Origin of the sequence: Sutterella parvirubra YIT 11816 (assembly GCF_000250875.1) — a bacterium.
Classification (GTDB): Bacteria; Pseudomonadota; Gammaproteobacteria; order Burkholderiales; family Burkholderiaceae_F; genus Sutterella; species Sutterella parvirubra.
In genome coordinates this window covers 1-11,834 of the sequence record NZ_JH605008.1, presented here as the reverse complement: position 1 = coordinate 11,834, position 11,834 = coordinate 1, and the positions used below count along the sequence as shown (strand labels likewise).

10 protein-coding genes are annotated in these 11,834 nt (G+C 64.6%); 4 read left to right on the top strand and 6 right to left on the bottom strand.

Annotated elements, in window-relative coordinates; translation table 11 throughout:
• Nucleotides 1-318: FAD-binding protein (locus HMPREF9440_RS11050; protein WP_008543327.1), on the top strand; the 318-nt coding region annotated here is incomplete at its 5' end.
• 124 nt (nucleotides 319-442) lie between these two features.
• Here HMPREF9440_RS11050 and leuD read toward each other — a convergent pair.
• The 4 genes from leuD to leuA all read right to left on the bottom strand — a co-directional run bounded on the left by leuD (nucleotide 443) and on the right by leuA (nucleotide 5,397).
• Nucleotides 443-1,060, bottom strand: a complete 618-nt coding sequence (gene leuD, locus HMPREF9440_RS08475) for a 3-isopropylmalate dehydratase small subunit (RefSeq protein WP_008543326.1) — start codon at nucleotides 1,058-1,060, stop codon at nucleotides 443-445.
• A gap of 31 nt (nucleotides 1,061-1,091) precedes the next feature.
• Complete coding sequence (gene leuC / locus HMPREF9440_RS08470; protein ID WP_008543325.1) at nucleotides 1,092-2,543, bottom strand: 3-isopropylmalate dehydratase large subunit; 1,452 nt, start codon at nucleotides 2,541-2,543, stop codon at nucleotides 1,092-1,094.
• A gap of 12 nt (nucleotides 2,544-2,555) precedes the next feature.
• Entirely contained in the window at nucleotides 2,556-3,650 is a 1,095-nt protein-coding gene (leuB, locus tag HMPREF9440_RS08465; RefSeq protein WP_008543321.1) for a 3-isopropylmalate dehydrogenase, read from the bottom strand.
• 130 nt (nucleotides 3,651-3,780) lie between these two features.
• Entirely contained in the window at nucleotides 3,781-5,397 is a 1,617-nt protein-coding gene (gene leuA, locus HMPREF9440_RS08460) for a 2-isopropylmalate synthase (protein ID WP_008543319.1), read from the bottom strand.
• A gap of 796 nt (nucleotides 5,398-6,193) precedes the next feature.
• On the opposite strand from leuA, the gene HMPREF9440_RS08455 reads away from it, so the two are divergent.
• The 3 genes from HMPREF9440_RS08455 (at nucleotide 6,194) to HMPREF9440_RS08445 (ending at nucleotide 9,628) form a co-directional block, all read left to right on the top strand.
• Nucleotides 6,194-7,753, top strand: a complete 1,560-nt coding sequence (locus tag HMPREF9440_RS08455; protein ID WP_008543317.1) for an FGGY-family carbohydrate kinase — start codon at nucleotides 6,194-6,196, stop codon at nucleotides 7,751-7,753.
• Nucleotides 7,754-7,960: 207 nt separating this feature from the next.
• The gene (locus tag HMPREF9440_RS08450; RefSeq protein ID WP_040765166.1) at nucleotides 7,961-8,302 is read left to right on the top strand and encodes an asparaginase domain-containing protein; all 342 of its coding nucleotides are present in this window, start codon (nucleotides 7,961-7,963) and stop codon (nucleotides 8,300-8,302) included.
• A 39-nt stretch (nucleotides 8,303-8,341) separates the two neighbouring features.
• Nucleotides 8,342-9,628 (top strand): CapA family protein, encoded by a 1,287-nt coding sequence (locus HMPREF9440_RS08445; RefSeq protein WP_008543315.1) that lies wholly within the window; start codon nucleotides 8,342-8,344, stop codon nucleotides 9,626-9,628.
• A 68-nt stretch (nucleotides 9,629-9,696) separates the two neighbouring features.
• Here the strand turns inward: HMPREF9440_RS08445 and HMPREF9440_RS10765 are convergent, their stop codons facing one another.
• Both HMPREF9440_RS10765 and HMPREF9440_RS08435 read right to left on the bottom strand, forming a co-directional pair.
• A complete protein-coding gene (locus HMPREF9440_RS10765) occupies nucleotides 9,697-10,656 on the bottom strand; it encodes a hypothetical protein (RefSeq protein WP_148516591.1) in 960 nt (319 codons plus the stop codon).
• Nucleotides 10,657-11,058: 402 nt separating this feature from the next.
• Nucleotides 11,059-11,718 (bottom strand): ABC transporter ATP-binding protein, encoded by a 660-nt coding sequence (locus HMPREF9440_RS08435; protein ID WP_262361583.1) that lies wholly within the window; start codon nucleotides 11,716-11,718, stop codon nucleotides 11,059-11,061.
• Nucleotides 11,719-11,834: the final 116 nt, after the last annotated feature.

The window sequence follows — 11,834 nt, the reverse complement described above, 5'->3', positions numbered from 1 at the left end:
AAGACCTACAACGAAGGCGTCGCCGCCAAGAAGGACGCCTTCGGGAAGCCCGCGGAACACCTCCGCGCCGTGACGAAGACGCCGTACTACGCCGTGCGGCTGTGGCCGCGCATCGCCGGGACCGTGGGCGGCCTTCAGACGAACGAAGGCATGGCGGTTTTGGACCGCTCCGGGAAGCCCATCCCCGGACTCTTCGCCGCGGGCGAGACCGCGAACGGGAGTCTCCTGAAGGGGGCCGTGCCGGTCGGGGCGTCCCTCACCGAAGCGCTCGCCTCGGGGCTGATCGCCGGGGAGGCGGCCGCGAAGGCGGGGAAGTGAGTCCTCTGACGATGCTCCTCTGAGCTTCCCAATCCACGAACATCAAGGCCCGCAGGCGTCCAACCTGCGGGCCTTGTGTTCGTCACGAAGCGTGAGCGGAATCAGGTTTCCGGCGCCGCGGGCCTCACCCTTGGAGCGCCCGGTTCATCCACGCCGGACGCCCCGCCTCGTAGGCTTCGATCTCGGCGGCGTGGGCCATGGTGAGATCCATGGCGTCCAACCCTTCCATGATCGTGCGGCGGCGGAAGTCGTCCAACGCAAAGCCCCAGGACTTGCCGGCCGCTTCGACCGTCATCGTTTCGAGACTCACGGTCACCTTCATGCCGGGGTCGGCGTACATCGCGTCGAACAATTCCGAAATCGCGGCTTCAGGGAGCGTCACGGTGAGGAGCCCGTTCCCCAACGCGTTGTTGCGGAAGATGTCCCCGAAGGACGCGCAGATCACGACGCGGATGCCGTAGTCCAAAAGCGCCCAGGGGGCGTGTTCGCGCGACGAGCCGTTCCCGAAATTCTCGCGGGCAACCAGAATCGACGCCCCCTTGTAGATCGGTTTGTTCAGCACGAACTCGGGGTTCGGCTGCGTTTCGGCTTCGTCCAGATAGCGCGCCTGGTGAAAGAGGTGCTTTCCGAAGCCTTTCCGGTCGACGGCGAGCAGAAACTGCTTCGGGATGATCTGGTCGGTGTCGACGTTCCCCGCATCGAGCGGGACGGCCACGCCGGTATGGGTTTTGAGCGGTTCCATGGTTGGTGTCCTCGTATCTCGATGGTGGGGTTCAGGCGTTCAAAAGCGTGCGGACGTCGGTGATGCGGCCCGTGACAGCGGCCGCGGCCGCCATCGCGGGGCTCATCAGATGGGTGCGGCTCCCGCGCCCCTGACGGCCGACGAAGTTGCGGTTCGAGGTGGACGCCACGCGCGAGCCCGGTGCCGCCTTGTCGTCGTTCATCGCGAGGCACATCGAGCACCCCGGCCAGCGCCATTCGAACCCGGCTTCGATGAAGATCTTGTCCAAACCTTCTTCTTCCGCCATGCGGCGGACCTGCATGCTCCCGGGGACGGCCAGCGCACGCACGCCCGGAGCGACCTTCCTGCCCTTCACGACGGCCGCGGCCGCGCGGAAGTCTTCGATGCGCCCGTTCGTGCAGGAGCCGATGAAGACGGTGTCGATCGGGGTCCCCGCAATCGGGGCGTCGGGGGTGAGTTCCACGTACGCGAGCGCGGCTTCGGCGCCGTGCTTTTCCACCGGGTCCGTCATGCGTTCGGGGTTCGGCACCGCGTCGGTGACGCCGATCGTCTGCCCGGGGTTCGTGCCCCAGGTGACCTGCGGGACGATCGCCGAAGCGTCGAGTTCGATTTCCGTGTCGAACTTCGCGTCGGGGTCGCTCTTCAGGGTCTTCCAGTCTTCGACGGCGCGGTCCCAGTCCTCGCCCTTGGGCGCAAAGGGACGGCCCTTCACGTACGCGAACGTGGTTTCGTCGGGTGCGACGATCCCCGCCTTCGCGCCCACTTCGATCGCCATGTTGCAGAGCGTCATGCGGCCTTCCATCGAGAGCGCCTCGACGGCTTCGCCCGCGAATTCGATCGCGTGGCCGGTGCCGCCCGCCGTCGTGATGCGGCGCGCGATCGCGAGGATCAGGTCCTTGGCGGCCAAACCGAGCTGGAGCTTCCCGCGGCAGTTGATGCGCATGGTTTTGAGCTTCGGCTGGCGGAGGGTCTGCGTCGCGAGGACGTGTTCGACCTCCGACGTCCCGATCCCGAAGGCGAGCGCGCCGAAGGCGCCGTGCGTCGCCGTGTGGCTGTCGCCGCAAACGACCGTCGTGCCGGGGAGCGTGAAGCCCGTTTCCGGCCCCACGATGTGCACGATCCCCTGGCGCTCGTTCCCAAGGCCGTAGAAGCGCACCTGATGGTTCGCGGTGTTCCTGATGAGCGCGCCCACCTGAGCCTTGGCGGCTTCGGAGCAGACGTCCAAGGTCTGCGCCTGGGTCGAGATGTCGTGGTCGGTGGTCGCCAACGTCAGGTCCGGGCGGCGGACCTTGCGGCCCGCGGCGTCCAACCCCGCGAAGGCCTGCGGGCTCGTCACCTCGTGGACGAGGTGGCGGTCGATGTAGAGGAGCGGAATCTCACCCTCGGGGGCGGCCACGACGTGGCGGTCGTAGAGCTTCTCGTAGAGGGTCTTCGAAGCGTGGTTCACTTGGGTCACCGTCATCTGTTGTCGTTGTTCTTCCATGGGTCTTGGGCTTCAGCGGATGCGCCCGCACACCGCCGCGCCGAATTCGGCCGTGCCGACCGCCTTCCCTCCGCGGGCGACGTCGCCCGTGAGGATCCCGGCGGCCAACGTTTCGCTCACCGCGCGCTCGATCGCCGCGGCGGCGCGCTCCGCGCCGAAGCTGTAGCGGAGCATCATCGCGGCGGAGAGGATCTGCGCGGTCGGATTCGCAATGCCCTTCCCGGCGATGTCGGGAGCCGACCCGCCGGCGGGTTCGTAGAGCCCGTAGCCGCCTTCCCCCAAGGAGGCGGACGCCAACATCCCCATCGAACCCGTGATCATGGCGCATTCATCCGACAGAATGTCCCCGAAGATGTTCGAAGTGAGCACCACGTCGAAGTGGGCGGGGTCCTTGATGAGCTGCATCGTCGCGTTGTCGATGTAGCAGTGCTCGAGCGTGACGTCGGGGTAGTCCTTCGCGACGTCTTCAACGACGCGCCTCCAGAGGCGGGAGGTCGCCAGCACGTTCGCCTTGTCGACGCTCGTCACGAGCTTCCTGCGCCCGCGCGCCGCTTCAAAGGCCGCGCGGGCGATGCGGACGACCTCGGGTTCGCTGTAGTTCTCGGTGTCGAAGGCGCGCGTGACGCCCTCCACCGTCTCTTCGCCCTTGGGCGTCCCGAAGTAGATGCCGCCGGTGAGTTCACGCACGACCAGCGCGTCAAAGCCTTTCGCGCTGATGTCGGCGCGAAGGGGCGAGAGGGATTCGAGCCCGGGGAAGATCTTCGCCGGGCGCAGGTTCGCGTAGAGCCCGTAGCGTTTGCGCAGGGGCAGGAGCGCCCCGGCTTCCGGACGGTCCTTGTGCGGGAGGTGGTCCCACTTGGGGCCGCCGACGCTGCCGAACAGGATCGCCGCGGCACGGTCGCAAAGGGCGACGGTTTCGTCCGGCAGGGGTTTCCCGACCGCGTCGATCGCGGCGCCGCCCACGAGGGCGGCTTCGAACGTGAAGCTGAGGCCTTCCAAGGCGCCCGCGAGCTTCACGGCCTCAACGGCGGGCTTCATCACTTCGGGGCCGATCCCGTCCCCGGGGAGGACGGCGATCAGGGTGTTGGCGGGGGTATTCGTGGTCATGTCGGTTGCGGATGGAGAAAGTATTCGGATCGTGGTCGTCCTCCCGGAAGCCGCCCGCCTTCATCAGAAGGACGGCCCGGGAGGGACAGGAGAAAGGGTTGCCGGAGGGTGACCTCAGGGTCAGAGCTCATCAGGGGGTATCGACCTGAAGCTTCTGGTCGTTGGGTTTGTCGGCCTTCTCGGCCTTCGCCGCGGCGACGCGGCGGTGGCGTTCCACCGCATTCAAGGCGTTGAGGAACGCGAGCGTGGACGCTTCCAGAACGTCGTCCGACACGGCCGAGCCGTAGAACTTGCGCTCGTCGTAGAGGACCGAGACGTTGACGCGGCCCAACGCGTCCATGCCCTCGCCGTTCGCTTCGATCACGTAGGTGAGGAGCTTCGTCTTGAGGTTGGTGAGGCGCGTCACGGCGTTGTAGATCGCGTCGACCGGACCGTTCCCGGTCGAGGCTTCCGTGCGGGTGCGCGACCCGCAGCGGACGACCACGGTCGCGGTCGGATCCACTTCGCCCGAACCCGTCATCACGCTGAAGCGCTCCAGCGTGAAGGCGTCGTCCGCCTGCTCCAGGCTCATCGAGAAGAGGAGCGCTTCGAGGTCGTAGTCGTGGACCTGGCCCTTGCGGTCAGCGAGCTGGAGGAACTTCGCGTAGAGCTGGTCGAGGTTGTAGCTCCCCTCGGGGTAGCCCAAGGCCGTCAGGGTCGACTTCACCATGTGCCGGCCCGAGCGCGCCGTCATGTGCATGACGTTCCCGTCGAAGCCCAGCATTTCGGGCGTGAGGATTTCGTAGGTGGAGCGGTTCTTCAAGACGCCATCCTGATGGATGCCGGACGAATGCGCGAAGGCGTTCCCGCCCACGATCGCCTTGTGGTTCGGGACCGGTTCGTTCGTCATCTTCGCGACCAACGCGCTCGTGCGGGCGATTTGGTTGAGTTTGATGCCGGTGTGGACGTCGCCCAGACGTGCCCCGCGCAGATGAATCGCGGCCGCGACTTCTTCGAGCGAACAGTTCCCGGCGCGCTCGCCCAGGCCGTTCACGCAGCACTCGATCTGGCGCGCGCCCATTTCGACGGCCGTCAAGGAGTTCGCGGTCGCCATGCCGAGGTCGTTGTGGCAGTGGACCGAGAGCACCGCCTTGTCGATGTTGGGCACGCGGTTCATCAGCATCGAGATGATGCCGCCGAATTCGGTCGGGACCGTGTAGCCCACGGTGTCGGGAATGTTGACGGTGGTGGCCCCTGCGCGGATCGCCGCCTCCACCATGCGGCAGAGCTGGTCCGGATCCGTGCGGCCGGCGTCCTCGCACGAGAACTCGACGTCGTCCGTGTAGCGGCGGGCGTGCTTCACGGCCGCGACCGCCATCGCTTCGATTTCGTCGTAGGACTTCCTGAGCTTCTCTTTGGTATGGATCGCGCTCGTCGCGATGAACGTGTGGATGCGGAAGTGGTCCGCCACGCGGAGCGCTTCGCCGCAGGCGTCGATGTCTTTGGCCACCGCACGCGCGAGCCCGCAGGGCGTCGCGGTCTTGAGCCGCTGCGCGATCATCCTGACCGCTTCGAAGTCACCGTCGGACGAGATCGGGAAACCCGCTTCGATGACGTCCACCCCGAGGTTTTCCAACGCCAGCGCGATGTGAAGCTTCTGTTCGGCGGAGAGGCTTCGCGATAGGGCCTGTTCGCCGTCGCGAAGCGTCGTGTCGAAAATCAGCACGCGGCCGGGTTGGGATACGTGGCGAACGTCGGGATCTGTCATGTCGTGGTCCTTCGAAACGTTGAAATGGGGCGCATCGGGCGGGCCGGTCGGGCCGGGAAGGCCCTCGCCGGACCCTTCCGATGCGGTCTTCCGCGGTTTCCGTTGTGTCCCGGAGCACGGAAGCGTTTTTCTTCTCTTCTGGAGTTGAAAGGCTGAGGGATCCGCCTTTGCAAAAATCGACTTTTTGCAAGATCAAACCTTATGCCTCGGGCTTCTTCCCCGTCAATGGAGAAACACCTCAGATCGCCCTTGTTTTGAGGCCTGATGCGCCACCCCGTTGACCGAAAAGAAGCCGGATAGGCGGTTCACCCTAGCCCGTTCGTTTTTGCAAAATCCGCCGTTTTGCAAAACAGGAAGGGTTCCCTGATGGGGTTCGACGGGGCGCCCGGAGGGATGTCCGGAGGGCGTTGACGGGCGGACTGAAGAAGCGCCGGAAGCGGAACTATCGGAGGGTTCTCCGGCCAACCCGGAGGAGGTGCCGGGTGCGGCGAAAGATGCGGACCGGGAAACTGAAATGAGGCGTCGGCGTGAGGAGGACCGGGTTCGACCCGCGGGGCGGCAGAAGCCGCCCCACCCGTTCCGGCCACCGTTCAAGGTAGGTGCAAATCACTGCAACGGCCCCTTTCCGACGGTCCTCCTCATTCGCTAAACTTGTGGGATTGCCTTAAGCAAAAACCCGTGCCCCGTCTTCTCTCCCGACGCGTCGGCAGCCGCCCCCCCGAACCGCGGGCGGCTCCGCGGACTGCGGCGCACGGACCCACGAAACAACCACCTTCCCGAACAAGGAGAACGACGCATGGGAAAGCTCTACATGGGTTTCGACGCCGGCACGCAGAGCGTGAAGGTTGCGGTCTACGACGAAAACTTTGAACTCGTCGCGGCCGAAAGCCTGCCCACCACCCTCACCTACCCGCAGCCCGGGTGGGTGCAGATGGACGTGGACAACTACCTCGACTGCTGCGTCAAGTGCATGGCGAAGCTCTCCCCGCGTTTGAAGGAACTCGGGCGCGATCCGTCCGAAGTCGTCTCCATCATGGGCGACGGCGTGATCTGCGGGATCTGCGGCATCGACGCCGAAGGCCGTCCCGTCACCCCCTACATCAACTACCTCGACAGCCGCACGACGGAAGACGTTGAGGCGCTCAATGCCCGCGGCCTTGAGATCTTCGGGCGCGAAACGGGGAACCCCGAGGCCTCCCCCATGTTCCCGGCGATGTTCGCGCGCTGGTTCGCGAAGAACATGCCCGACGAAATGACCCGCGTCGTCAAGTTCGTGCACGACGCCCCGTACATCCTCATGAGCTTGGCGGGCCTCAAGGGCGAAGACGCCTTCATCGACTGGGGCACGATGTCGGGCTGGGGCCTCGGGTACAAGGTCGAAGAAAAGGTCTGGTCCGAAGAGCAGCTCGAAATCCTCGGCATCGATCCGAAGCACATGCCCCGCATCGTCAAGCCCTGGGACCAGATCGGGACGCTCTGCCCCGAGATGGCCGAAAAGACGGGCTTCCCCGCCGGGATTCCGATCCTTGCGGGTGCTGGCGACACGATGCAGTCGATGCTGGGTTCCGGCGTCTTCGGCGCGGGTCAGGGGGTCGACGTCGCAGGCACCTGCGCGATGTTCTGCGTCTCCACGTCCGGCATCGTCCCCGAACTCTCCCGCCCGGGTATGGGCTTGGTCTTCAATTCGGGGACGCTCCCCGACACGTACTTCTACTGGGGGTTCGTGCGCACGGGCGGGCTGGCGCTCCGCTGGTTCAAGGACAACGTCTGCCAGAAGGCCGAAGACGGCTCGCACTACAAGGTTTTGTCCGACGGCGCCGCGAAGGTCCCCGCGGGTTCGCGCGGCGTCTTGTTCCTGCCGTACCTCACCGGCGGCTCGGGTGACGAGAAGGACGCCTCCGGGTGCTTCCTCAACATGACGATGGACGACGACCAGTTCGTCATGTGGCGCGCCGTTTTGGAAGGGATCGGCTACGACTACATGGGGCTCGCGGACAACTACCGTGCGGCCGGCGTCGACCTCACCCGCATCACCGTCACGGAAGGCGGTTCGCGCGACGACCTCTGGAACCAGATCAAGGCCGACATGTTGAACGCCGACATCGTCCGCTACAAGAACCCGGGCGGCGCGGTGCTCACGAACTGCGTCTTCGGGGCGTGGGCCACGTCGGGTGCGGAAAACGTCGAGGACGTGAAGAAGACCTTGGCGGGCGTGATCGCTTTGAACGGCGACTACAAGGCGGATCCCGCCATGGTGCGCCGCTACCGCACGCTCTTTGAGAGCCGCTCGAAGCTCGTCTCGGACGACATGAAGGCGGCGTTCAAGCGGCTCGTGGCGATGCGCGACGTCGAATAAGGTCGAAGTCTGACCGCTGAAGGAGAGGCTCGGGATTCCCGGGCCTCTTCGTCGTTTGACACACCCACAGAATCGTTGCGCTCCACGAAACGTTCGTACGACACGGTGCATAGATCCCCTCCACACAGTTTCCGCAACTCGGGAATAGAAGGTTTCGCTCCCCATGTGGAAACCTCTTCGACCACCAACATCCCGAAGGAGATACTCATGCAACGTCGCTCCCTCTTGAGCGCATCCATCGCGCTCGCTGCCGCACCCTCCTTTGCGGCCTCCTCAACCAAGCCTGAACAAGCCCCTGCGACGTCTCCACCCAAGGTCGCCATTCTTGCGACCGGCGGAACGATTGCAAGCCGCGGTTCGAACAGCCTCGCCCTGACGGACTACGGCGTAGGCTCCGGCCACAAGCCCGTGGGCATTGAGGTCCTGCTCGATGCGGTCCCTGAAATCAAAGAAATTGCCTCCATCACGGGCGAACAAGTCTTCATGTGCAAATGCGGCGTCGTTGCTTCCGAGCTCGTTCGCGAAATCTACAACCGCGCCAAGCACTGACCACAATCCGACCGCACGATCAAACAAGGAGTTCAGACCATGAAGACCACCTTTATCGCCGCAGGCGACAGCTTCATCACGCGGCGCATTCCCGAAGCGGGCTACCCCGGCTTCAACGAACTCAAGGCCCTCGTCGAATCCCACGACGTCCGCTTCGTCAATCTCGAATCGACCTTCCATGATCAGGAAGGCTATCCGGCCGCCACGTCGGGCGGCACCTGGGCGATGAGCGATCCGCGCACCCTCGACGACATCTGCCGCATGGGGTTCAACTTCTTCAACACCGCGAACAACCACTCGGGCGACTTCGGTCAGGGCGGCATCGTCGCGACCATCAAGCATCTTCGTGAGCGCGACATGGTTTTTGCGGGCACCGGCATGACGCTCCAGGATGCTTCCCGCGCAGCGTACCTCGAAACGGCCGAAGCCCGCGTGGCGCTGATCGGCATCACGTCGACGCTCGACCCCGCAGCCGCCGCCGACGGCCAGAACGGAGAAATGGTTGGACGCCCCGGCCTCAACCCTCTTCGCTTCAAGACAGTTCATCACGTCAACGCCGAACACTTTGAGATGGCACGTGAACTCGAAATCAATGCCCGTACGGAATCGCTGATTGCCCGCGGCTACCGTAATCCGTTCCCAGTCGGCACGCTTCCGCTCGGCAACATGAATTTCATGCTGACGGAGGGTGAAGAGTGGAACAAAACTTCGCCGAATCCCAAGGATTTGGAACGCACGCTTCAGGAAATCGAAGAAGCCCGCCGTCAGGCAGACATCGTGATCGTTAGCGTTCACACGCACGAAATGAAGGGCCCGGACATCATGAAGGCGCCGATGTTCATGGAAACCTTCTGCCGCAAGTGCGTTGAAGCCGGCGCTTCCGTCGTGCTCGGTCACGGACCGCATCAGCTCCGCGGCGTCGAGTGTTGGAAGGGCAGCGTGATCTTCTACTCGATCGGGAAGTTCATTTTCGAAACGGAAACCATCGCCCGGCAGCCCTTCGATGCCTTCGCCAACAAGAACCTCCCGCAGGACACCAAGATTGGTGCCTACATGAACCACCGCAGCGGCAACGGCACGAAGGGCGACGTCATCAATCCCGAAGTTTGGCGCGCCGTTCTTCCGAGTTGGACGGTCGAAGATGGGAAGATCACGGAGATGCGACTCTACCCGGTCGATCTGGGCATGACGACTGCGCGTCCGCGCCGCGGTGTACCGGTGCTCTCAAAGTGCGAAGACACGCTCAAGCATTTGGCCGAGCTCTCTGAGCCCTACGGCACGAAGATCGAGATCGCCGACGGCGTCGGGCGGATCGTACTGCCGTGAGACGATTGAAGCGCATCAAGCGCTGAGGAGAGTGGCCCGGTAAATCCCGGGCCTCTCTCCATTCACCCTCAGAAGTCGGGCAGCTCCTTGTAGCCGATCAACTCCAGGAAGCGGACGTCGCGGGCCCGGATCCAGGGCATGCGGTCGTCAGTCATGCTTCGGGTCAGCCTCGCGTCGACCCGGGCGAATTCGTCAAGGAAGCGCACGATGTCGGGGCCCTTCAGCCATTTCCGAAGAAGCTCGGCCGCATCCGTCTCCATCGGCGCTCCCGCTCCGTGTCCGGCATTCTGCCGGGCCTTCTCCACGGCCCGCTCAAAGAACGTCTTGTAGCAGAGCGCGAGGAACTGCGCGAAGCGCCGCCCGGTGAGGACGTCGCTCCAACGGCGCTCGAACCCGTCGCGGCAGAGCGCGAAGTGTTCCTCCACAGTCTCACGCGTCCGATGCGCCCACAGTGCTTCGAGGGGATCCTCGATCGCGTTCGAGACGATGACGAAAACGCTCATCGTCGCCTCCGCCTCGTACTGCGCTCCGTCGATGAACTCCGCCACCCAATCGCCCGGGATCGGTTTTCCGGAGTTGGCAACTTCGCCCACCTTCTTCGGCCGGATCTCGAAATGCCGTTGGATGAGCTCCAAAGCGCCCGGCGTGAAATGCCTTTGCTCGGCTTCAACGGCCTTCTTGAGGTCCCAAAGCGTATCCACAAGCCGATCGTTCTCCATGCGCCAAGCGCGCCAATCCTTGCAGATGTGGACGAAGAGCTCGCGCGTGACGGTTTCAAGCTCGTCCGAATCCGGCTTCCGCACCTCGAAGGTGAACTCCCGCCTGATCGTCGCGATGCCGACGTCTCCGCCGCTTTGGCCCCGGATGTCGTAGCTCTCGAGCGCCTTCTCCTGCTCGATCACGGCCTTGCGGAGCCACGGCTCCTGCAGAACCGAATCGTCCATGGTGAGCACGAAGGGCGTGCCCTCCACGGCCAAGTCCTCGAGTTTGGTTTCGGTCGCGGTCTTGGAGGTGGTGATGTTGCTCAACTCCGGTCCGGAAACCATCACCGGCTCGCAGGGCGATTGTGCCTTCAAGCCGCCGAGCGACGCACATATCTCCGATCCCGTCCGGAAGTAGACCGAAGGCTCCGCAAAGGCGACGGGGCGGAGACCTTCGCCGACCGAAAGAAGCAGGAGCTTGCGCACCCCAACGTGCGCTTTGCGACCTACACTCTGCGGTTCGTCTCGGGATCGCGCTCGTACGTGACCTCGTAGACGTAGACGTCGCCGTTGGCGACCTTTTGGCGAACCTCGCGGACTTCGCGCTACTCTTCTTCGGAAACTCGGGGCATCGGGCGCTCCTTGGAGGAAAGTGCCGCCCATGTTACCGCAGGGCGCGGAAGACTTGAGGTCGGCGCAACGGCTGATGCACGCGCGCGGCGCCGCCCCTCAGTGCCCGTAGAGTTCCGCCGCGTCCTTGAGGAGGCGCCGGAGCGCCGGGCTCTTCGCCAGTTTCAGATCAGAAGAGCGCACAGACTCCACGACCCTCCCCGCCTCCATCACGACCACCCGGCCGCAGAGCCGCGCGGCGGAAACGAGGTCGTGCGTGATGAAGAGCCAGGTTTCGTCGGGGCGTTTGAGCGTGAGGAGGAGTTCCGTGACGTCGTCCCGGACGGACGCGTCGAGACTTGCCAGCGCCTCGTCGAAGACCGTGAGATCGGGCTTCGCCGCCATGGTGCGCGCGAGCGCAGCGTGTTGGAGCTCCCCGCCCGAAACCTCGTGGGGATGGCGCCCCGCGTAGGACGCGGGCAGTCCCACCGAGACGAGGAGGTTCGCGATGCCCTCCTCGGAGAGCTTCTCCCCGCGGACCGCGGCCGCCTCGTTGACGATCCGCCCGATCGTCCACGTAGGGTTGACGGCATCCCCCGAATCCTGGAAGACGACGGTATTTCTCAGGGCGCCGCCGTCCGGATGCTCCGCAATCCCACCCACCGTCGGGGCCTCCAACCCCAGGATCACGCGCCCGAGCGTGCTCTTTCCCGCGCCCGACGCACCCACCACCGCCACGGCCTCCCCGCGCATGAGCGTGAGCGAGACGTCGTCGAGGATCCGGCGGGGTGCGGTCCCGCTGCGGCGGAAGGGATTCCACCGTACTGATAGATCTAACCGAATCTACTTATGTATATCCAAGCATGAGTAGATTCGAGATCCCATCTTCCCTAGTC

Coding starts and splice junctions, on each gene's coding strand:
- HMPREF9440_RS08455 (WP_008543317.1), top strand. CDS start 6,194: ATGGGAAAGCTCTACATGGGTTTCGACGCCGGCACGCAGAGCGTGAAG.
- HMPREF9440_RS08450 (WP_040765166.1), top strand. CDS start 7,961: ATGCAACGTCGCTCCCTCTTGAGCGCATCCATCGCGCTCGCTGCCGCA.
- leuD (WP_008543326.1), bottom strand. CDS start 1,060: ATGGAACCGCTCAAAACCCATACCGGCGTGGCCGTCCCGCTCGATGCG.
- leuB (WP_008543321.1), bottom strand. CDS start 3,650: ATGACCACGAATACCCCCGCCAACACCCTGATCGCCGTCCTCCCCGGG.
- leuC (WP_008543325.1), bottom strand. CDS start 2,543: ATGGAAGAACAACGACAACAGATGACGGTGACCCAAGTGAACCACGCT.
- HMPREF9440_RS08445 (WP_008543315.1), top strand. CDS start 8,342: ATGAAGACCACCTTTATCGCCGCAGGCGACAGCTTCATCACGCGGCGC.
- leuA (WP_008543319.1), bottom strand. CDS start 5,397: ATGACAGATCCCGACGTTCGCCACGTATCCCAACCCGGCCGCGTGCTG.